Source organism: Bifidobacterium sp. (assembly GCF_051876855.1).
In the GTDB taxonomy this organism is placed as follows: Bacteria; Actinomycetota; Actinomycetes; order Actinomycetales; family Bifidobacteriaceae; genus Bifidobacterium.
This window is the reverse complement of the sequence record NZ_JBJEIH010000079.1, coordinates 1-21,760: the sequence shown is the minus strand read 5'-3', so window position 1 is coordinate 21,760 and position 21,760 is coordinate 1. Positions and strand designations below refer to the sequence as shown.

General features: G+C 60.3%; 16 protein-coding genes. 6 read left to right on the top strand and 10 right to left on the bottom strand.

Annotation, left to right across the window (positions count from 1 at the left end; all coding sequences use genetic code 11):
- The first annotated feature begins 66 nt into the window (after window positions 1-66).
- The 4 genes from purE to ACI38B_RS05140 all read left to right on the top strand — a co-directional run bounded on the left by purE (window position 67) and on the right by ACI38B_RS05140 (window position 3,650).
- Window positions 67-564, top strand: a complete 498-nt coding sequence (gene purE / locus ACI38B_RS05155; RefSeq protein ID WP_026502227.1) for a 5-(carboxyamino)imidazole ribonucleotide mutase — start codon at window positions 67-69, stop codon at window positions 562-564.
- Window positions 548-1,717 carry a 5-(carboxyamino)imidazole ribonucleotide synthase gene (purK, locus tag ACI38B_RS05150; protein ID WP_439729813.1) on the top strand — a complete coding sequence of 390 codons (1,170 nt, stop codon included), beginning with the start codon at window positions 548-550 and terminating at the stop codon, window positions 1,715-1,717. Before purE ends, purK begins: the two co-directional genes overlap by 17 nt.
- A gap of 230 nt (window positions 1,718-1,947) precedes the next feature.
- Entirely contained in the window at window positions 1,948-2,385 is a 438-nt protein-coding gene (locus ACI38B_RS05145; protein WP_412170631.1) for a Fur family transcriptional regulator, read from the top strand.
- 350 nt (window positions 2,386-2,735) lie between these two features.
- Window positions 2,736-3,650, top strand: a complete 915-nt coding sequence (locus ACI38B_RS05140; protein ID WP_439729812.1) for a metal ABC transporter solute-binding protein, Zn/Mn family — start codon at window positions 2,736-2,738, stop codon at window positions 3,648-3,650.
- Between the two features lie 69 nt (window positions 3,651-3,719).
- Here the strand turns inward: ACI38B_RS05140 and ACI38B_RS05135 are convergent, their stop codons facing one another.
- The 7 genes from ACI38B_RS05135 to ACI38B_RS05105 all read right to left on the bottom strand — a co-directional run bounded on the left by ACI38B_RS05135 (window position 3,720) and on the right by ACI38B_RS05105 (window position 13,604).
- Entirely contained in the window at window positions 3,720-4,880 is a 1,161-nt protein-coding gene (locus tag ACI38B_RS05135) for an ABC transporter permease (RefSeq protein WP_033491927.1), read from the bottom strand.
- Window positions 4,877-5,749 carry an ABC transporter ATP-binding protein gene (locus ACI38B_RS05130; RefSeq protein WP_052364587.1) on the bottom strand — a complete coding sequence of 291 codons (873 nt, stop codon included), beginning with the start codon at window positions 5,747-5,749 and terminating at the stop codon, window positions 4,877-4,879. Before ACI38B_RS05130 ends, ACI38B_RS05135 begins: the two co-directional genes overlap by 4 nt.
- Window positions 5,746-7,002: a peptidoglycan-binding domain-containing protein gene (locus ACI38B_RS05125; RefSeq protein WP_439729811.1), complete on the bottom strand. Its 1,257-nt coding sequence runs from the start codon at window positions 7,000-7,002 to the stop codon at window positions 5,746-5,748. Before ACI38B_RS05125 ends, ACI38B_RS05130 begins: the two co-directional genes overlap by 4 nt.
- Before the next feature lie 82 nt (window positions 7,003-7,084).
- Entirely contained in the window at window positions 7,085-8,038 is a 954-nt protein-coding gene (locus ACI38B_RS05120; RefSeq protein WP_152570363.1) for a hypothetical protein, read from the bottom strand.
- A 194-nt stretch (window positions 8,039-8,232) separates the two neighbouring features.
- A complete protein-coding gene (locus tag ACI38B_RS05115) occupies window positions 8,233-8,457 on the bottom strand; it encodes a hypothetical protein (RefSeq protein WP_439729810.1) in 225 nt (74 codons plus the stop codon).
- An 884-nt stretch (window positions 8,458-9,341) separates the two neighbouring features.
- Window positions 9,342-12,005, bottom strand: a complete 2,664-nt coding sequence (locus ACI38B_RS05110) for a bifunctional lysylphosphatidylglycerol flippase/synthetase MprF (RefSeq protein WP_439729809.1) — start codon at window positions 12,003-12,005, stop codon at window positions 9,342-9,344.
- 216 nt (window positions 12,006-12,221) lie between these two features.
- The gene (locus tag ACI38B_RS05105) at window positions 12,222-13,604 is read right to left on the bottom strand and encodes an alpha/beta hydrolase-fold protein (protein WP_439729808.1); all 1,383 of its coding nucleotides are present in this window, start codon (window positions 13,602-13,604) and stop codon (window positions 12,222-12,224) included.
- 327 nt (window positions 13,605-13,931) lie between these two features.
- On the opposite strand from ACI38B_RS05105, the gene ACI38B_RS05100 reads away from it, so the two are divergent.
- The gene (locus ACI38B_RS05100; RefSeq protein ID WP_439729821.1) at window positions 13,932-16,058 is read left to right on the top strand and encodes an LTA synthase family protein; all 2,127 of its coding nucleotides are present in this window, start codon (window positions 13,932-13,934) and stop codon (window positions 16,056-16,058) included.
- A gap of 102 nt (window positions 16,059-16,160) precedes the next feature.
- On the opposite strand, the gene purD is transcribed toward ACI38B_RS05100, so the two are convergent.
- From purD to purF, 3 genes are all read right to left on the bottom strand, one after another.
- Entirely contained in the window at window positions 16,161-17,435 is a 1,275-nt protein-coding gene (gene purD / locus ACI38B_RS05095) for a phosphoribosylamine--glycine ligase (protein WP_439729807.1), read from the bottom strand.
- 33 nt (window positions 17,436-17,468) lie between these two features.
- The gene (purM, locus tag ACI38B_RS05090; RefSeq protein WP_439729806.1) at window positions 17,469-18,503 is read right to left on the bottom strand and encodes a phosphoribosylformylglycinamidine cyclo-ligase; all 1,035 of its coding nucleotides are present in this window, start codon (window positions 18,501-18,503) and stop codon (window positions 17,469-17,471) included.
- A 184-nt stretch (window positions 18,504-18,687) separates the two neighbouring features.
- Window positions 18,688-20,217: an amidophosphoribosyltransferase gene (gene purF, locus ACI38B_RS05085; protein WP_439729805.1), complete on the bottom strand. Its 1,530-nt coding sequence runs from the start codon at window positions 20,215-20,217 to the stop codon at window positions 18,688-18,690.
- Window positions 20,218-20,754: 537 nt separating this feature from the next.
- Here purF and galE point away from each other — a divergent pair.
- On the top strand, window positions 20,755-21,756 hold the full coding sequence (gene galE / locus ACI38B_RS05080) for a UDP-glucose 4-epimerase GalE (protein ID WP_015450724.1): 1,002 nt from the start codon (window positions 20,755-20,757) through the stop codon (window positions 21,754-21,756).
- Window positions 21,757-21,760: the final 4 nt, after the last annotated feature.

The window sequence follows — 21,760 nt, the reverse complement described above, 5'->3', positions numbered from 1 at the left end:
GCTGTTTTTCGAAGCCGTTGCGTAGAGTGGTTCCATGCGTCCACTCTGTCCGATCTGGAGGTAGGAATGGCTGAAGAAACGCCGCAAGTTGCTGTGATTATGGGTTCGGCGAGCGATTGGGAGACCATGAAGCACGCCTGTGAAATGCTTGACCAGTTCAAGGTGCCGTACATGAAGCAGGTGATTTCTGCCCACCGTACGCCTGAGCTCATGGCGGATTTCGCGCATTCCGCGCGTGACAAGGGTATCAAGGTCATTATCGCCGGCGCCGGCGGGGCAGCTCATCTGCCTGGTATGGTCGCCGCGCAGACCACGTTGCCGGTCATCGGCGTGCCGGTGCGCTCGCATGCACTGTCTGGCTGGGATTCCCTGCTGTCCATCGTGCAGATGCCCGGTGGCATCCCGGTCGCCACCACGGCGGTCGGCAATTCCGGCGCCACGAACGCGGGTCTGCTGGCGGTGAGCATCCTGAGCATCACCGACGGGCGGCTTGCCGACGAACTCAAGGCGTACCGTGAGAGCCTCAAGGAGAAGGTGGCACAGTCCAATGCCGAGCTTGTCTGAGGAAACCAACGGCCGTATCAAGTATCTGGAACCGGGTTCGACAATCGGCATCGTCGGCGGCGGCCAGCTGGGCCGCATGATGGCCCTGTCCGCACGCCAGATGGGCTTCCGTATCGGCGTGCTCGACCCGACGCCGAACTGCCCGACCGCGCAGGTGGCCGATTTCCAAGTGACCGCCGAATACGACGATGTCGCCGCGATTCGCGAGCTTGCCGAACGCAGTGACGTGCTCACCTACGAGTTCGAGAACGTCGACGCGGATGCGCTCGATGACGTGCGTGACCTGGTGGCCATCCCGCAGGGCACTGATCTGTTGCGTGTAACCCAGGACCGCGTTCATGAGAAGACCTTCATCAACGAGCATGGCACGGCGACCGCCCCGTGGCGACAGGTCGACAGCATCGAACAGCTTGAGGCCGCGCTCGGCGAGATCGGCTATCCGTCGGTGCTCAAAACCCGTACCGGCGGCTATGACGGCCACGGCCAGACCGTGCTGCACGGGCCGGATGATTTCACCGCGGTCCGGGAGCGGGCGCAGCGTGAGGGCATGTTCCCGCCGTCGATTCTGGAAGGGTTCGTCGATTTCGCGTTCGAGGCCTCGATCCTGGTTGCCGGCAATGGGCATGATTACGTGACCTTCCCGATGGTGCGCAACGAACATCGCAACAACATCCTGCATATGACGATCGCCCCGGCGGCCGTCTCGCCGGAGGTGGAACGCGAGGCGCATGAGCTTGCCATCAGGCTGGCAAAGGGCTTTGAACTCTCCGGTATTCTCGCGATCGAGCTGTTCGTCACCAAGGACGACCATGTGATCGTCAATGAGCTGGCGCCGCGGCCGCATAATTCCGGGCATTACACCATCGAGGCGTGCTCCTCGAGCCAGTTCAACGAGCATATCCGCGGAATCGCCGGCTGGCCGCTGCCCAAGCCGCGGCTGCTCAGCCCGGCTGTTATGGTCAATGTGCTCGGCCAGCATGTGGCGCCGACACGCGCGCTCATTCCCGAGCACCCCGAATGGCATCTGCATGATTACGGCAAGGCCGAAGTGCGGCACGACCGCAAGATGGGGCATATCACCGTGTTGTGCGATGACACCCAGGCGGCGTTCGAGGCGCTTGAGGCGACCGGATGCTGGGACGATTTGCGCTGAATCGGGCTGATGTACGCTGATTGCGCGTGATTGTGTATCAAGCACTGTCTGACGGCCGGCATACTGGAGACGATATGCCGGCCGTCGGCGTACCGGGCTTGCCAGGGGCGTGGGGTGGTTGTACTATCGCGGTGCAAGTCCGTCGTTTCGTTGACTGGCCGCCGGCGTGGCCGGGTTTCGCGAGGGGCTGGCATGGTTGTTGATGGTTCGTTACAGTAGAGGGCATGGATATGGCTGAGCATGGCGTCGCACGGCACACGCGGCAGAAGGATGCGCTGTTGCAGCAGTTGCGTGCGTGCGAGGGCTTCGTCTCGGCGCAGGAACTGCACCGGCGGCTCACCGATTCTGGGGCGTCCGTCGGGCTTGCCACGGTGTATCGGCAGCTCAATTCGCTTGCCGAATCCGGGGTGGTGGACACCGTGCGACTGGATGGGCAGCAGATGTTCCGTATCTGCGACGACGATTCGCATCATCATCATTTGATCTGCAGCGGCTGCGGGAAAACCATCGAAATCGAGCCGCCGGATATGGAGTGGATGCGCCAGATCGCCCGTTCCCACGGTTTCAAAATCAATTCGCATACCTTGGAGATTTTCGGTCTGTGCTCTGACTGCCAGCATAAGCGTGCCACGCAGTCGGTCAGCGACTCCGCCGCCGAACGCCGGTAGGCCCCGTCCTCCATTTTCCGCCGACGCTGAGCATGTTGTCAGTGTCGGCGGTCTGTTTCTGCCGACGTTGAGGTGCCTGTCAGTGTCGGTAGAGGGTCGCGATTCTGTTTCCGCCGACGCTGAGCGCCGAGTGAGTGTCGGTAGAGGGTTGTGGTTCTGTTTCTGCCGACGCTCACCGCCGTGTCAGTGTCGGTGGAAGGTTGTGCCTACGCTGCGGGGGTTGTCAGCGTAGGCAGACAGGGTTTCGACACGCTGTAATTGATAATAATTATCATTAACGATAATCTGGTGTCGTCAGATGATGCGGCAATCCGTCGCATCGCATCACCAAGAGAGCATCAGGAGCAGATATGACGGGAATCAGGAAGTATCGACGTATTGCACGGGCGACGGTATGTATCGCAGCGGCGGGATTGATTGCCGCGATGGGGGCGTGTGGGTCAGCGAACACGACCGCGTCCAATACGTCAGGTTCGCTTCACGTGGTCGCCAGCATCAACCAGTGGGGTTCAGTCGCCAGTCAGATCGGCGGCTCCCGCGTCAAGGTGACCAGCATCATCAACAGCACCGCGGTCGAAGCACACGATTACGAGCCGACCAGCGCCGACATCGCAGCCTTCTCCAAGGCCGACGTCATCATCGTCAACGGCGCAGGATACGACAGCTGGGCAACCAAAGCCGCAGCATCCACGAAAGCGCAGGTCGTGAACGCGGCCGAAAGCGGCGGCAAACACGACGGCGACAACCCGCACATATGGTTCTCCGCAGCCGTTCGCACCGCGACGGCCAAAGCAATCGCCGCGGCCTACGAGCAGCGTGACGCCGCCCACGCCAAGGAGTACAGCAAGCGGCTTGACGCGTGGCAAAACAAGGAGAACACGTTGGAAGCGTCCATCGCCGAAACCAAGCGTCGGCTCGACGGCAAGAAGTATGCAGCCACCGAGTCCGTGGCCGCCTATCTGGCGGACGACCTGGGATTGACAGATGCCACGCCGGCCGGATACGCGCAGGCGGTCGCCAATGAAAGCGAACCCGCCTCCGGCGATGTCGCCACATTCAGCAAGCAGCTCCAGGCAGGTTCGGTGGCGTTGCTGGTGGTCAACACGCAGGAATCCAACGCCACCATCAAGCAGCTGATTGCATCTGCACAGCACGGCGGAGTGCACCAGGTCAAGCTCACCGAGCAGATGCCCAAGCAATACAGCACGCTGACCGATTGGATGACCGCGCTGGTCGCATCGTTCGCAACAGCCGGGAAGGCCTGAGCCGGCATCAGACACCCAAAACAGGCGATTTCCCGGCTTCGTTCACGAGGCCACACCCATCGCACCTGTTCACGACGACCGCAGCAGCATCGCCGGGTCGATTCTCGCTGCCCTCCACGCGGGAATGATCCCGGCGATCGCCCCGGTCACTATGCCGAGCGGGGCGACAAGCAGAACGGTTGAAGGCAGCAGAAACACCCACGACCGCGCGGCGGCTGTCACTGCTGCAATCACCGCTCCGATCAGCATGCCGCCGGACGCGCCGATTCCGCCAAGGATGATTGCCTCACACAGGAACTGCATCGATTCTTTCCACGCCGGCATACCGAGCGCCAGATTGATGCCGATTTCCCGTCGTCTTTCGGTGACTGCCATTTGCATGGTGTTGACGATGCCGAACGCGGTAACCACCGCCAGTACCGCGGCGATGATGGTGCTGGTGTTGTGCGCGTCGGCTAGTAAGCTAGCCCGCAAAGTGGCAGGGTTGCCGGGGGCTTTGACCGTTACGCTTTGCGGATTGGACGGGTTGAGCATCCGGGGGAGCACTGCAGCGACCGCGGTGATATCCGCGGAAGCGGCGTTGCAGATGATGGTCCGGTTCTGTGGGCGTAGTCCCAGCTGTTTTGCCGTGCGTGGCGACAGGAATATGGATGCGGACAGGCTCGCCCCGTTCGACTTGTCGGCGACGATGCCAGTCACGCCTACGGATACGCCGTTGATGGTGATGGTCGGTGTGCGTTGTTCCATGCTGATACCCAGCTCTTTGGCGACCCTTTTGCCGAGCGCGGCGGTGAAGACATCGGCGTCGATATCCGTAGGCAAACGTCCGGCGATACTTTTCCCGCCGATTGCTTCCACACCTTGCGGCGTGCCTATCACGGCCGAAGTGGTGACGGTGGTATGCCATTGCGGTGATTTTACGGTCAGCTGGCTTGCGGCATCGTTGATGAGTGTGCCCGCGCTGGTGATCGCCGTTGCTGGCTTGAGCCGGTGGAGCATGTCCTGTTCGCTGTATTCCCAAGCATTGGCGCTGTTGATGGTTGCGGTGATGCTGGATCCTTGGAGCTTTTCGAAGCGTCGCGCGGTTTGCGCTGCGGAGCTTTCCGAAATGCCGAGCAATGCGACGAGGGTGGCGGAACAGACGACAATCGCCAGAATGGTGGCAATGGAGCGTTCGCGACGCCTGCCCAGGGCGAGGAGCGCACGGGTGATGACGTTTGTCGGTGTCATGGCTTCTCCTTGTCTCGGGCGTGGAAGTCGGAATCGAAGCTGGCAATGTCATCGGTATCGGGGTTGATATCGGCGTCGGCGACAACGTTGTCGTTCCTGCCGTCATTGTCGTAATATCCGCCTTCCTTGGCATGTCCGTCGATGATGGTGATCTGCCGGTGGCATTGTTGCGCGATATGCGGATCATGGGTGACGATGACAAGCGCTGATTGCGGTGTCAGCAGTTGTGTCAGCAGTGTGACGATCCCCGCTGAGTTCTTCGAATCAAGATTGCCGGTCGGCTCGTCGCACAGCAACAGCTTGGGATGCACAGCGATTGCCCTGGCGATGGCGGCGCGCTGACATTCGCCGCCCGACAGCGTGGTGGGGTAATCGTCGATCCTATGGCCGAGCCCGACCTGGTCAAGCAATTCCCGTGCCCGGCTTGCGGCCTGTCTGCCGCGAACCGACTTGATTGCCAACGCATTGAGGATATTCTCCCGAACCGTCAGGTATTCGATCAGGTGGAAGGACTGGAAGACGTAGCCGATGCTGTTTCGCCGCAATGCGGCCAGCTGCCGCTTGCTTGCCGTGGTCGTTTCAACGCCGTCGAAAAGGTAGGATCCCGATTCCGGGGTCGCGAGAAGTCCCATGATGGCGAGCAATGTCGACTTTCCCGAGCCTGACGGCCCGGTGATCGCCACGGATTGGCCTGCGCTGATGCTCAACGTGACATTGTCCAACGCCTGGGTGTTGGGTGGGAACCATTGGTTGATGCCGGTCATGGCGATGAGTGGTGCGGCTTGCCGGGGCGTGCTCGTGTCGCTGCCAATATTGTCTCCTGCACCGGTGTCTGCGCCGATATTCATGATGCCGTTGTCTGCGTTCATGCTGCGCCATCCTGCTTCGGCAGCGTTACGACCGTCCCGGCTTTGGCTTTCGACGCGTTCGATGTGAACGAGCATCTGCCCGCGTAGCAGTAATCTGTGGTGATGGAGATGTGTGTGCCGTTTTTCGCTTCCAACCACAGCTTCTTGCCGCTTCCCCGGATGGCGACGGCATCGACGCTGAGCGTATCCCTGGCGCTGGTGGCGATGGTGACCGTTATATCGGCGCTGGTCGCTGTTACGGGAATGCTCTTGCCGTCATCGAGGGTGAAGCCGTACGTCAGCGTCTGCGATGCCTGGTCGCCTGCATCGTCTTGCGTGGGGCTTTGTTGACTGGTGTCGCCGCTTTGATTCGCGTCATCGCTTGCGGTTCCGTCACCGGTGGTCGAAGTGGCATTCATGTTGGCGGTATCGCCAATCTGCTCGCCGACGGTTCCCGTAATCGAGGAATCCTGATTGAAGGCATGCTTGCCGATCGGGTCTTTTGGTGATTCCAGTATGCCTGCGGCGATGGAAAGCTGCCACGTTCGTTCGCTTGAAGTGATTGTGCAGATGGTGCCGGTGGCGGTTTGCCCGGCGCTCCCGCATTGGTTCGCCGCGCGAAGCGGAAACAGCGGTGCAAAGACCACGGTGTTCTTCGGTACACCGGTATTGGCGATGGCGTCGCCCGCTACGGTGTTGCCTTCGGCGTCCGTCGGCTGGTACCCATGGGCGGAAAGAAAATGATACCAAGCGGCTGCGGTGCTTTGCCCGTATGTTCCCGCCGTATCCCAGATGGAGTATCCCAGCCTGCGCAGCGCATCCTGCAATTGCGAGACATCGGCGCCGGAAGAACCTGGGGCGATGCTCCGCCATGCCGGGACATTGCCTTGCAGTGCGACGATTGGGTGCTCGTCGATTACGGCGAGCACGGTGCCTTCTGGCAGGTCCTGTCCATCGGCTTTGACTCCGTCGCGAGTGACGGTTCCTTGCGCCGTCACCGTCTGCGTGTGAGATGCGACCGCGGTGAGTGTAGCGGATACCGTATTGGTTACGGGCGCGCCGGAAATCGTTGTCGTTGCGACGATTTCCGGCGATGTCTGCTGCTGTTGACGCATGGTGTACACGCCGAGCGTGAGTACTGACGTTCCGGCAATCAGCGCCGCGACGAGCAGCACCGCCAGGAGTATCGTGGCAAATCCCGGTAGTGCTTTGTTCTTGCGCTTGTGAGTGGTGGTTGCGATCTGGTCTTGTGGTATGTCACTCGATGTGGTCATGATGGTCGCGCTCGCGTGGTCTGGGCTGTGGTGCCGTTCGGATTGTCTGATTGCTTGTGGTGTTTCCGGTATTGTTGGTCGGCTATTTGCCGGTCACGCGGAATGTGCCATTGGTTTCCGCTTTCACGGTCGCATAGTCTTTGTCGCCGTTGATGACGCTGTTGGCGCGTTCCATCGTTTCCTGCAGGACATCGTTGAGCTCAAGGATGCGCGCTTCGTTTTCCACCATCCAGCGGCCGGAGACATGATTCATGGCCTTGCGTACTGCAGGGATGATTCCGGCTTCATCCTGGCATCGGAAGTCCTGTGTCGCAAGCGCTTGTTCCTTCGCATTGGGTTTGCTGCCAATAGACCGGTATCTTCCGAATTCTTTTCCAGCGATTTTATAGGCGCGTAGCCCGTCGACCTTGTATCCCGCTTTGGCCATGCACTGGGTGTATGTGTCGATAGCGTCTTGGACTTCCTTCTGTTGCAGTGTTGACTCGCTGCGTTTGGAACTCCACTCATTGCCGATATCGGCGAGGTTTGCGTAGTTTTTCCACGATCCGTAGACCCACCGCAAAGCCTGGACGGAGCATGCGGTGCTGATTTCCTTCTGGGCATCGGTGTCGTCTATTGAACCGTTGTATTCCTGTTCGAATCGCTCCTGCTCTGATTTCGAGAGCGAGGCCTGGTATCCGTTGATAGTGTTCGTACTGTTGGTTTTGACTGTTACCTGCGGGTACCCGGTCGCTGTCGCCTGGTCGAGTGAGGTGAACACTCCGCCGACGTCGGCATAGGATGTCGTTGCTGCACTGCTGGTATACGACAGATTTGTGGGCATGTTGAACCCCCGTTCGCGCATGCATTGCACGGAAAGAATGTCTGATGCGGTGTAGGGCTCGGGGTGGGGGATCACGACACTCACTGTCGCTTCGGAGACATTCTCAGGGACATCGGCGTCCTGGGATTCTTTCTTCGATCCGCACCCGGCGCAGCTCATCATTGCCAATACTGCGGCTACTGCCACAACGCTACGTACAACCCTTCTCATCATGTCTCCTTGTATCATACGTTGAAGTGCAGCGCTCGAGCAGCTTGAGCGCTGCACTTCATGATGCGTAATTGTCGGAATCCGTATCAGCCAAAGCAAGTTGCGTGGTCTGCGGCATCGGTCTTGTCGAAGATAGGAACTGGCCTGCCCTTGTACAGGGTTGCGATTCGTTCGTCGCCGCGGAATACGGTGTTGTTTCAGATTGTCACCCAGGATTCGATGTTTTGTGTTCCGGAATCATAGATGTTGTCTGAAAAATCAACGTTGCAATGATTGAAGGTAACCGAACTGCCGGTGTAATGGTCATTCGCCCAGAGCTTCAACGTTCCTGCTTGCGCCGTTGCCGGCATGGCAACAAGTGCTGCCGAAGCAATAGCAAGAGTGGCTGATGTTGAGATTGTCTTGATAATTGTTGCTTTCATGATGAATACCTCCGAAAACATTAGATTGTTGTTGTTCGAGGGGATGATGCCGCGGAAGCGGGAATCACCATGACAGTCACTGAACCCCTGTGACTGTATGTGCATCGGTGTAGCTAAATTCACAGGATAACACGCTGAGGGAAACCTGAGAAATCGGTATGTGAGTGTCATGTGAACACAAAGTAAATGCAAATGTACTTGTAGAGGAATTTCATGGAACGGCGTGTCTCTGGAGAGTCGATGTCAACTTCCGGCATGTCAAGGAATCCGGAATCTGAACCGATTCAAATCGGTAATGCTTTCGACAGATGTCGTACTTGCACGTTGCAAATCGGATGCATCAACACTCGTATCATGTGATGCCAAATCAATGTTGTCCATCTTGCTGTGGGTGCGATTGGGCTGTCGCATGCCGACGGGATAGCCGTGCCGATTGCGGGGGAGTCGGCGGTATCTCGCCGTGGTGTGATTGGTGAGTCGCACGGCGGCGGGATGGCGGTGACTGGGACTATCCAATCCCCTCGTATCTGTGCGGCATGCGATTGGGCAGTCGCACATCATGCAGATAGCGTCGTGCGGGGACAGCCAAACCTCGCGAATCTCCATTGAGTGTGATTAATCAATCGCACGACAGCCAGATACCGCCGGCGTTAGTCCGTCGACCGCTCTTCCGGCTTCGGTGGAAGCAGATCTCAAACCTTCTACCGACGCTGACAAGCCACTGAGTGTCGGCAGAAGGTTGTGACGACGCTCACAAGCGCCCCAACATCGGCAGAAGATTCTACCGATGCTGACAAGCCATTCAGTGTCGGCAGAAACAGAACGATATCTTCTGCCGACGCTGACGGGGACCTCAGCGTCGGCAGAAGCGGAAATTCCAAATCTCACTGGTGCCCATGTCCCTTGGCTTTCGGGGCGGGCCGCAGCGACTTGAGCATATCCGGGATCTGCGAGGGCTTGAGTCCCGGCAAATACGCGGACAGCACGGCGAGTCCGATGCGCGGCAGCGCGGCCGCATCCGGATAACAGATATAGATCGGCGAAGGCGTCGGCTGGAACTTGCGCTTGAAGAAGTACAACGACTTGAATCCGTACGCGGGCTCGAGCGTATCGGCCACGATCTGCAGCGCGTGCTCGATGACCGCGACATCCTCCGGGTCGGCGGTATTGTCGCCGATACCAGCGAGCGGTGCAGCGGACAGGCTCATGAACTGCGGGACGTTGTCGGGTTCCTCGGCGCACTGCTCATGCAGGCGTTCGGCCATACGCGCGATGAGGAACTCCATGATCCCGTTCGGGCTGTCCGTGCGATGCCGCATGAAATCAAGCGTCCAGCCAATCACTTTGCCGTCGCGGTAGGTCGGCAGCCAGCTGGTCGCGCCCTGCACCACGCCATCGGCGTCGATCGCATACAGCAGCATGACACGAGGGTCGCGCAGCTCCTCGATGCCGCCGAGTGTGAACTTCATCTCAGGCAGCGACTTGAGTTCCGCCCACTGCTCGGAAATCTCGATGATCTGCTCGCGCACATCCCACGGTGCTTCGTTGAATGTGGTCAGCACATCGGTCATACCACTGCGACGCGCCTTGTTGATGGCCGTGCGGATATCCTGCCACTTCTTGCCGCGAGTCTGCCAGGTGCTGGGGATGACCAGCATCTCCGTACCCACTTGGATGGACGAGCAACCCAATGATTCCAAGGTCTCACGGGAGTTGTCGTGTACTGCGTAGAAGGCCGGCGACCACGAGTTGCGCTCGCAGAAGCGCATGAACTCGCGCAGCGATGTGTCGAATTCACCGGGGTCGCCGAACGGACCGGTCACAGTAAGGGCGACGCCATGGCTCACCCGGTAAGCGATTGCCGACCGGCCGCTCGGGGAGAACCAGTAGTGGTTGTCTTCCCACGTGGTCATGAAGCTCATCGACTCGCCGCCACGTTCCACCAGCTTGCTGGCGCGCTCGCGGTCCGCGGCGTTCAGCGAAACGGCGTCACGGAACCACAGCAGGAACACCACGAGCACCACGATCCAGAACACCAGTCCGGGCAGCTGATTGATAACCATCGATGCCACTGTGGTCGAATGCATGTGCAGCCGGCTTGACCCGATCAGGCCCATCGGCAGGTAGCGATGCGGCAAGTCACGCAGCAGCATGCCGAAGGTGGCGTGCGGGGTGTACGCGTCGCGGTTGAGCATGCCGAAGGTGAGGAACCCGCCGGCGGTGGCAAGCAGCGTCACTGCGATGGCCCCGACGCCCCTGCGGATACGCGAACGCGCGGTCAGTACCGAAAAATGGTCCATATTCGCGGAGATGGCCACGACCAGCACCACAGACGGCAGCGCGGTGGCGACCAACAGCTGCAGCAGGGCAATCCACAGTTCGGCATCGATCGGCATGATAGCGCTGTCAAGCAGCGGGAACACCACGCAATAGATAAGCGAGAGGACTACGGTCAAGCCGTTGAGCACAATGCTCACGCGCGCGGCGAGCTTGCGTCCGCGATATAGGCCCCACGCGAGGATGGACAAGGCGACCACCAACAGGATGGTCCGGGTCCACACGCCGGTCATCGCGAAATGATAATGCTTCGCCATCGCCACGCAGCTGTTCGCGCGCATGTTGTCGGCGCATACGTCGGCCAGTTCTTCGTCGCCGACAAGGCCGGACAGGAAGAAGCCGAAGGTGGACAGCGGGCCGTCATGGGAATTGGACACGAGCGCGAGGATTGGGCCGAATGCGAAGATCAGCTGGATGGCGGCGATTAAGCGTCGCACTTCATAATCCGTGCCGTGCCACCACTGCTCGTGTTCCAGAGGCTGTTCGGGCTGACCGCGACGGTGGGCCATCAGTGTTCCCGCGGCCTGTCCGACCAATGCGGCGGCGAGCGTGCAGTAATCGCCCGGATTGCCGCTGAACAGCAGCCCCGCAAGCACGAAGGCGTAGCCAATCAGGCGGATGCGCCGCTTCCACAGCAGTGATTCGAACGCACTGGCCGCCATCAGCGCACCAATGAACAGGGTGAGAGGGGACAGCGAGAACGGCAGGCGTTGCACGGCATGCCATGATCCGGCGTCCCACAGATTCGTGATGATGGCGCATAATCCGAGTCCCAGAGCCGATCCGGCGATTGCGCCCAGCAGCGAAGTGGCCAGCGTGCGGGCGACGCCGAGCACCGCTTGCGCCGCCGAAACGATGACGAGAACCGCAATCGCATACAGCACCAGGGCGAACGGCCCCCGTACGAGCACCAGAGACCACAGCAGCTTGAGGAAGTGGGCGAACGTGCCGTTCTGCCCTGGCTCAGCCGTGTGGTGGAACATGCGCAGCATGGTCATGTCTTGTGGGCGGCGGATGACGTGGTGTGCCAACTGCCAGATCCACACCGAGATATTGAGCACGACAAGCACGATGGCCGCCACCGGGCCCGCCCAGTGTTTCGCCCACCAGTCGTGCATATCGATGTTGAGGGCGTTCCAGCCGGTTCGATGCGGTGCCGGCTTGGATGCCTGCCGCGGTGTCTTCTGTGGTGATTGCTGTATCTGAGTCATAGTCGTCGCTCGTGTTGGTTGTGTTTGATGTGTTGGTTGTTTTGTTATTGGTTTGTGTTCGATATTGTCGGGTTCGATATTGTTGTGTTCGATTGAATTGTCGGGAAATGCTGATGCGGCGCGGACTCCCGTGATTCGCGTAGCTGATTCACGGGAGTCCGTTTGCGTCCGTTTGTGCCCGTTTGCGTCCGGCTCCGTCCGCGTCCGTCGCCGCGCTCAGCCGTCCACCGTGAGCATCTCAAGATTCGGATACGAGCTCAGCTCGCGCCGATCCGTGCCGATCCCACTCTGCGCGCAGAACCGGTCGATGACCGCGGCAAGCCCGGTGTTCACCGTATGCCAATCGTGTCCGGATCCTTTCGCGGTCGCCAGATGGACGGTCATGCCGGCCTGTTTGGCGGCTTTGGCGATAATCGCTGCATTGTGCTGCGATTTCGTGTCCCATTCGCCGGCGATGCTGAACAGGGTTTGCGTCGACGGGGCGTTGCGCTTGATGATTTCGGTTGGCACATGCTGCTGGTACAGCTTCGCGTCACCGTTGAAATACCGTGTGATGGTGGTCTTCCGGTCGTGGTCGGTCGGGGCGAGCTCACCGTCCGCTGCGTAGATATGCCCGTAGAGTTCCGGATGCGCCGGCCCGAGCTGGGTGCTGCATGTTCCGCCCTGCGAGAACCCGCCGATCAGCCAGTCGTTCGGGGATGTCGAAACCGGCAAGGTCCTGCGGATCCACTTGGTCACATCCACGGTCAGGTAGGTTTCGGCCTTGCCATACACCGGGGTGTCCGCGCACAGGGAGTTCTGCGTCGCGGCGCCGTTCTGATCGGGGGAAACGACGATCGGTGCCAGTCCATGATGCTTCGCCGCGTAGTCGTTGAGCGTCGTCGCGATACCGCTTGCATTGAAGAAGCGGTCGGGGCTTCCCGGCTGGCCGGCAAGCATCACCATCACCGGCAGTGCAGGCGGTTTGCGGCTCAGCGCGGCGGGCGGCAGATACACGTCGGCGTTGCGAGCTTTGAAATGCGAGGCGGTCGCCGGAATATCGACGGTCCTGATCTCGCCGGTCTCAGGCATCGACGGCAACGTGCCGCGCTTGGCGAGCTGCTGCCATTCCTTGATGCTCATCGACGCCTTGCCGCTGATATGGGAGGGCGACACCTCTTTGAACGCGGCCACGCCGAACAGCGAGCCGAGTGTGGTGTATTCGCCGTACACCATGTCTACGCGCACAGCGCAACTGATGAGGGACAGCACCGCCATCACGCAGGCGACCACGCGCCGCAATCCGCGGGAATCCACAGCCGCGCACACGGCGAACGCCGCCAACCCGATACCGACGGCGATGGTCAGCATCACCATCCATCCCAAGCTCACGCCGAAGACGAGGAATACGTCGGACAACAGCCACACGACCAGTCCGCCCACGCCGAATCCCATCAAACCGATGAGCAGTTCGCGCAGCAGCACAGGGATTGTCCATCGCGGATCCCCTCGCCGCGTGGAGGGCGCAATGACGGTCAGCAATGCGCTCAACGCCGTCAGTGCGAATAGGGTAGGGGGAAACCAGCCGTTGAGCAGATGAATATTGGTGAGGAATTTCACTGCAACCGCTTCCTTTCCGGGTTTGGTTTGGCTGGAACACCGCCACGATAATAACGCTTGACGCTAAGTTCAATCATTCGTGAGGATGACCCGACCCCGACCCCTTGGGCTGCTCATCGAAACCTGCATGAATGCTGGTAGAGCGCGCGTTTTGTCGCTTATGACGTGGACAATATCGTAGGTTGGTCCAACGGGACCGTCGTTTGTATACGGACGGCACCCCGATGCGCGCAGCGTATTCGGGGCGGGATAAGGAAAGGCCACATGACTCGTACCAGCGATGACCATGATTTCGCCACAAGCACAACACAACACGACACGACCGGCATGACGGGCAGCGACGCGGACACCACCGCCGCGACGTCGGACGCTTCACCGATCGAAGAACTCAAGATCGCGACCACCAGCCATGACGACCTGCTCAATGGCGGCCCGCGGGACAAGAACGGCAAGCCACGCAAGCCCTTCGCCAACTGGCTGTACGCCGTAGTGTTCATCGTGGTCGATATGGCCGCGGTGCTCATCATGCAGACGGGCGTCACGGAAAGCAGCACGCGCGTGCAATTGTCGAGCCCGCTGCTGGGCGCTTGGAGCATCGTCGGCAAGATGTTCACCCAGCTGAATTTCGTGTTCGTGCTCAATCTCATCCTGGTCGGTCTGTTCTATCTGGTGTTGCTCATGCTCACCAACCGGCTGTGGGTGGCATCGCCGATCGTGCTCGCGCTCGCCTCGGTAATCGCCGTGGCAGACCATTTCAAGGTCGAATCACGCTATGAGGCGATTTTGCCGTCCGATCTGAACTTCCTGCAATCCAACACCGGCGATATCGTCAGCTTCATCCCCACCGGGTCGACCGGCCTGATCGTCGGCGTCATTGTCGGCATTGTCGCGTTCATCGCGCTGTTCGTGTTCCTGAACCATATCGACGGGCGTCACGGCAGCATGATCCGGTCCGGCGGCTCGGCGCGCAACGCCTCTCTCGGGGCGGTCACGCGCATCCTGCTGATCGTGCTTCCGGTGATGTTCCTGGGGATGTATACCGCCCAGGCCGGTACCGTGGGCTCGTGGGCGCGCAACTTCTCCTCGTGGCTCGGTGACATCCCCTCCATGTGGGATTCGGTCTATGATGCGCAGCGCAACGGCGTCGTGACCTCGTTCCTGCGGCAAATGAACCCTGATGTCATGGAGGAACCGAAGAACTACAACGAAGCGACCATGAAGAAGATCGCGGCACGGTACGCCGCCGAGGCGAAGACCATCAACGCAAGCCGCTCGAACAATCTCACCGACAGCACTGTCGTATACATCCTGTCGGAATCCTTCGCCGATCCTTCACGCGTCCCCGGCATCAAACTCAACGAGGACACCATGCCGAACATCCGCTCAATCAAGAAAGACACGACCAGCGGGCTCATGCTGTCCAGTGGCTACGGCGGCGGCACGGCGAATCTTGAATACATGGGGCTCACCGGTTTGAGTATGGCGAACTTCAGCTCCTCGCTGACCAGTCCGTACCAGCAGCTCGTGCCGAGTGAAACGTGGACGCCGACCATCAACCAGCTGTGGGGGTCGGCGGCGAATTCCATCGCCTTCCACCCGTATGAGCCGTCCATGTATTCGCGCGCGACGAACTACAAAAAGTTCGGATTCTCGCATTTCTACGCGCTCCAAGGCTCCGACATCATCAAATATCAGAGCAAGATCGGCAAGTCGCCGTATGTGAGCGACGAATCGACCTACAAGAGCGCGTATGAGGCGATTTCCGGCACGGATGACAACCAGTTCGTGCAGATCATCACCATGCAGAACCACATGCCGTACAAGAACTGGTATGCGAACAACCAGTTCAAGGTGAAGTCGACGGACCCGGGCAGCAGACTCGGCAAGACGGAGACCGAATCCATCGAAACCTACGCCAAGGGTGTGAGCCTGACTGACAAGGCGACCAAGGAGTTCCTCGACAAGCTGGACAAGCTGGACAAGCCGGTCACCGTGGTCTTCTACGGCGATCACCTGCCTGGCATCTACAAGACCGCCAGCAAGGATACCGACAACTCGGTCGTCCTGCATGAGACCGACTATTTTATCTGGTCGAACAAGGCTTCCGGCACGCAAGGAACCAAGGTGAGCAACAGCGAGTATTCCTCGCCGAACTTCTTCATCGCGCAGACCGCGGAACACATGGATGCGAAGGTGTCGCCGTACATCGCGTTCCTGACGCTCATGCATGAGAAGATCGCGGCGATGGAACCGCCGGTGGCCAACAAGATCCAAGGCTGGGACCGCATCCCCGAAGGCCAGGACATCTACCTGGATTCGAACGGCAACCCGATGGCCGAATCCGATTTCGACAGCGAGACCAAGCAACTCATGGAGGACTACAAGCTGATCCAGTACGACATCACCGCTGGCAAGGGATATCTCAAGTCCCTCGGCTTCATGACCCTCGGATGATCAGCAGGTAATCCGTAGACTACGATGAAGGCCCTCGCACCGGAACATTCCGATGCGAGGGCCTTCGCCATGGTCCGCGTGACAGGTTGCGCGTTCAGCCGTTCACGCGTTCAGTGCCTTGGCGCCGATATCGTGGCGGTAGAACATGCCGGTCGTGTCGAGCTTGTCGAGCACGCCGTAGATTTTGTCCTGCGCGGAGCGGATGTCGTCCGCCGTGGTCTCCAGCAGCAGCACGCGCCCGGAATTGGCGACCAGCTTGCCGTCGGCATCCGTGGCGACACCCGCGTAATACACGTGGCTGGATTCGTCGACCGGAATTTCCGGAATCGCGGCGCCCTTGACCACGTTGGTCGGGTAGCCGTTCGAGGCGAGCACCACGCCGAGCGTTGTCTTGTTGTCATCCTCCCAAGTGAAGGTCGGGGTCTCGTTGTTGAGGATCGCGTTGATGCCTTCACCGAAGTCGGAGGTCAGGCGGGGGAGTACAACTTCCGTCTCCGGGTCGCCGAAGCGGGCGTTGAACTCGATGACTTTCGGGCCGTCTGCGGTGGCAATCAGGCCGGCGTACAGAATACCGGTGAACGGCGTACCCTCATCGGCCATCGCCTGCACGGTCGGGCGCACAATCGTCTCGATCGCCGTGTCGACCACGTCCTGGCTGATTTGCGGCACCGGGCTGTACGCGCCCATGCCGCCCGTGTTCGGCCCTTTGTCGCCGTCGAAGGCGCGCTTGTGGTCCTGCGAAATCGGCATCGGCCAGAACTCGGTGCCGTTCACGAAGCTCATCAGCGAGAATTCCTGGCCTTCCAGGTAATCCTCGATAACGACCTTCGCACCGGCGGCACCGAAGCGGTGGTCGACGAAAATATCCTCGAGCGCTTTGAGAGCGGTGTCCAGGTCCATGGCGACCGTCACGCCCTTGCCTGCGGCGAGCCCGTCGGCCTTGACCACGATCGGGGCACCATGGTCGCGCACATACGCCTCGGCTGTGGCGAGCTCATCAAAGGTGCGGTATTTCGCGGTCGGGATGCCGTGACGCTCCATGAGCTGCTTGGCGAAATCCTTGGATCCTTCGATTTGGGCGGCCGCCTTGTTCGGGCCGAACGCCTTGATACCGTTCGCCTCGAAATCGTCGACAATGCCTTGGATCAACGGCACTTCAGGGCCGACGAACACCCAATCGACCTGATTGTCCTTGACGAAGTCGATGAGGGCGGCGTGATTGGACGGGTCAAGCTGCGTGGTGTTGATGCCGTCGAGCCGCATGCCCGGATTTCCCGGGGCGACGGTCACTTCGCTCACGCTGTTCCCGCTCAGCAGCGCGTGCGCGATTGCATGCTCGCGTGCGCCTGAACCGATGACCAGAACCTTCATTCCCATCTTGCGCGTTCCTTTCGTTCTGACGCTTGTTTTTCAGTGAAGTTCGACGTCGTTGCCGGTCTTGGCGACGATGGAGCCGATTTCATACGCCGTCTCGCCGTTGGCCTTGAGCAGGTCGAGCGTGGCCTGCGCCTTGGAGGAGTCCACGGCGAGCACCATGCCGATGCCCATGTTGAAGATATTGAACATCTCCATATGATCCACGCCGCCCGCACGTTCGATGACGTCGAAAATCGGCGGGACGGGGAAGGAATCCAGATTGATGCTCGCCGCGAGGCCGTCCGGGATCATGCGCGGGATATTCTCGATGAACCCGCCGCCGGTGATGTGGGCGACGCCCTTGATGAGATGCTCGGCGAACAGCGGCTTGAGCGCCTTGACGTAGATCTTGGTCGGGGTGAGCAGCACTTCGCCCACGGTTTTGCCGCCCAGCTCGTCAAGCGTGGTGTCCACCGTGTAGCCGGCCTGCTCGAACAGGGCCTTTCGCACGAGCGAGAAACCGTTGGAGTGCACGCCGGTGGACGGCAGACCGATCAGCGTGTCGCCTTCGGTGATGGTCGATCCGTCGACGATATCGGACTTTTCGGCGACACCGACGGCGAAACCGGCGAGATCATACTCGTCCGGGTCATACATGCCGGGCATTTCGGCGGTTTCGCCGCCGATGAGGGCGCATTCGGACTGCACGCAGCCGTCGGCCACACCGGAGACGACCTGCTCGAGCAGCGCCGGGTCGTTCTTGCCGCACGCGATGTAGTCGAGGAAGAACAGCGGTTCGGCGCCTTGGGCTGCGATGTCGTTGACGCACATGGCCACGCAGTCGATGCCGATCTTATCGTGCTTGTTCGCCATCTTGGCGACCATGAGCTTGGTGCCCACGCCGTCGGTGCCGGAAATCAGCACCGGTTCGCGGTAGCCGAGGGAGGCGAGATCAAACAGGCCGCCGAAGCCGCCGATGCCGCCGACCACGCCGGGACGGTTCGTGCGGGCCACGTGCGATTTGATGCGCTTGACTACCTCGTAGCCGGCTTCGACACTGACTCCTGCCTTCTCATACGCTTCTGGCATGACTTACCTTTCTTGGATTTGCTTGTATTCGTATCGATTGTTTTGTGAGGTATTGGCTTTATGGGCTTTATGGGCTTTGCTGGGTTGGGACTGCACGCCGCGTGTGGGCGGGTGGTGCAGTCGGCGCGGGCGGCGCGGGCATGAGTATGCCGCTGCATCTGCGAAAGATTGCAGCGGCATCATGTCAGGCTTTCGCCACTTGCGCTTGGAGCGTGTCGATATCCGCGCTGAACTCGTTGCCCTGATAGTGGCTCTTGTCGTGCGCGAACTTGGCGATTCTCACGCGGTCCTCGGGGGTCAGCGACTTGAGGAACGGCTCCTCGTAATCGTCGAGCGCGGTCGGATAGTCGCCGTTGAAGTAGGCGACACACAACCCGCCATACGGGGCGTCCGCATGCAGGCCAATGGCCTCGACCAGACCATCCAACGACAGGAATGCCAACGAATCGGCGCCGATATACTCGCGGATTTCCTCGACGGATTTCTTCGCGGCGATCAGCTCCTTGGTCGTCTGGATGTCGATGCCGTAGAAGCACGGGTATTTCAGCGGCGGCGAGGAGATACGCATATGCACTTCGCGGGCGCCGGCTTCGCGCAGCAGCTGCACGATGCGACGTGAGGTGGTGCCGCGGACGATGGAATCGTCAATCACTGCGACGCTCTTGCCCTTGACGACGCCGCGTACGGCGGACAGCTTCATGCGAACGCCCTGTTCGCGCAGTTCCTGCGTAGGCTGGATGAAGGTTCGTGCCACGTACTGGTTCTTAATCAGGCCCATCTCGTTGGGCAGGCCGCTGGTCTCGGAGAAGCCGGATGCCGCGGACAGCGAGGAGTTCGGCACGGCGATGACCATGTCGGCGGGGGCAGGGGATTCCTTGGCGAGGATCGCGCCCATACGTTTGCGGGCAGAATGCACGTTGACGCCGTAAATATTGGAATCCGGGCGCGCGAAGTAGATGTACTCCATGGAGCAGATGGCCAGCTGAGTGTTGGTCGTGTAGCGGTCCATGTGATAGCCCTCGTCGTCCACGACGATGATTTCGCCCGGACCGATGTCGCGCACGAACTCCGCGCCGACAATATCCAGCGCGCAGGTTTCGGACGCCAGCACATACGCGCCGTTCTTCATACGTCCCAGCGACAGCGGACGGAAGCCGTTCGGGTCGAGCGCGCCAATCATCGCGTGCTCGGTCATAAGCAGGTAGGCGAAACCACCGTGCACCTTGTTGAGCGCTTCCTTGAGCTTATCCATGAACGTGGGGGCGTTCGAACGACGAATCAGGTGCATCAGCACCTCAGTGTCGGAATTGGAGTGGAAGATCGCGCCTTCGTCCTCCAGTTTGCGGCGCAGGCTCACACAATTGGTGAGGTTGCCGTTGTGGCCGAGCGCGACGTCGCCATCGTGGAAGCGGAACAGGAACGGCTGGATGTTGTCCACCGATCCGGAGCCGGATGTCGCGTAACGCACGTGGCCGATGGCCTTGTCTCCTTTGAGCCGTTCGATTTCATGCTCGTCGGAGAACACCTGGGTGAGCAGGCCGAGCCCGCGATGACCGATTAGATGGCCGTTGTCGTTCGAGACGATGCCGGCGCCTTCCTGGCCGCGGTGCTGCAACGCGTGCAGACCGAAATAGGTGAGACGGGCGGCGTCTGGGTGACCCCAGACACCGAAAATACCGCACTCTTCGTGGATGTCTTCGAGTTCAGCTGACAAGCCAAAGCTCCTTCCAAAACCGTGGAAACGGGGGATTCGCTAGTAACCAACATATCAACCGCCGGCTACATCGCGGCGTCAGGGTCGTCGCGTATTCGGCGGCGGGGTTGGTGGCGGTGTGCTGCTGATGTCGGCCGGTATCCGTCTGCGGTGTGACTGTCCGGCTGCATGGTGTCGTGATTGGCCCGGTTGGCGCGTGGTAACTTGCGGTATCTGCCTGCGGTGTGACTGTCCGGTCGCACGGCGGCGGGGTTGGGGACGGCTCGCTGCGGGAGATGGCTGGTATCTGCCTGCCGTGCGACGAAACAGTCGCACGATGGCGGTGATGTGCTCATGACACCGCCGCAGCCGGCACCTATCGGCCCGCTGTGCGACTTGCATGTCGCACGCTGCCGGGATGTTGACATCGCCCGTGTGCGATACCGCCCGGATTGCAACATCGGCCGTGTGCGCCGCCCCGGAGTAGGGCTTGCGGCGTACACTGGTCTGTGGTTGCCCGCATACGCGGGTTGCGAACAATATGTGCAAGGAGCAACTATGGCAGTATTGGTCCTCGGCGGAGCCGGCTACATCGGCTCTCATATGGTCGACCGTCTGGTCAACACCACGGATGAGAAGGTCGTGGTCGTTGACAGCCTGGTCACTGGCCATCGTGCAGCCGTCAATCCGGCTGCGAAGTTCTATCAGGGCGACATCGCCGATCAGGATTTCATGCGTACCGTGTTCAAGGAAAATCCGGATGTTGACGCGGTCATCCATTTTGCCGCGTACTCTCTGGTCGCGGAATCGATGAAGAAGCCGCTCAAGTACTTCGACAACAACACCGCAGGCATGGTCAAGCTGCTTGAGGTGATGAACGAAGTAGGCGTGAAGAATATCGTCTTCTCCTCGACCGCAGCCACCTATGGCATCCCCGAGAAGATGCCGATCCGCGAGACCGATCCGCAGAAGCCGATCAACCCGTATGGCGAGAGCAAGCTCATGATGGAGAAGATCATGCACTGGTCCGACCTCGCATACGGCATCAAGTTCGTCGCGCTGCGTTACTTCAACGTCGCCGGCGCCAAGCCGGACGGCTCGATCGGCGAGGACCACAACCCGGAGACGCATCTGCTGCCGATCGTGCTGCAGGTGGCTCAGGGCAAGCGCGACGTGCTCAAGATCTTCGGCAATGATTACAACACGCCTGACGGTACCAACGTGCGTGATTACGTGCATCCGTACGATCTTGCGGACGCGCACATCCTCGCGGTCAAGTACCTGCGGGAAGGCAACGAATCCACGGCGTTCAACCTCGGTTCGTCCACCGGCTTCTCGAACCTGCAGATTCTTGAGGCCGCCCGCCGGGTGACCGGCAAGGAGATCCCCGCTGAGATGGCCCCGCGTCGCCCCGGCGACCCGGATACGCTGATCGCTGCCTCCGACAAGGCCCGCAACGTGCTCGGCTGGAAGCCACAGTTCGATAACATCGACAAGATCATCGCCTCCGCATGGGCTTGGCATTCGAGCCATCCGGAAGGCTATGGCGACCGCAAGTAACGCG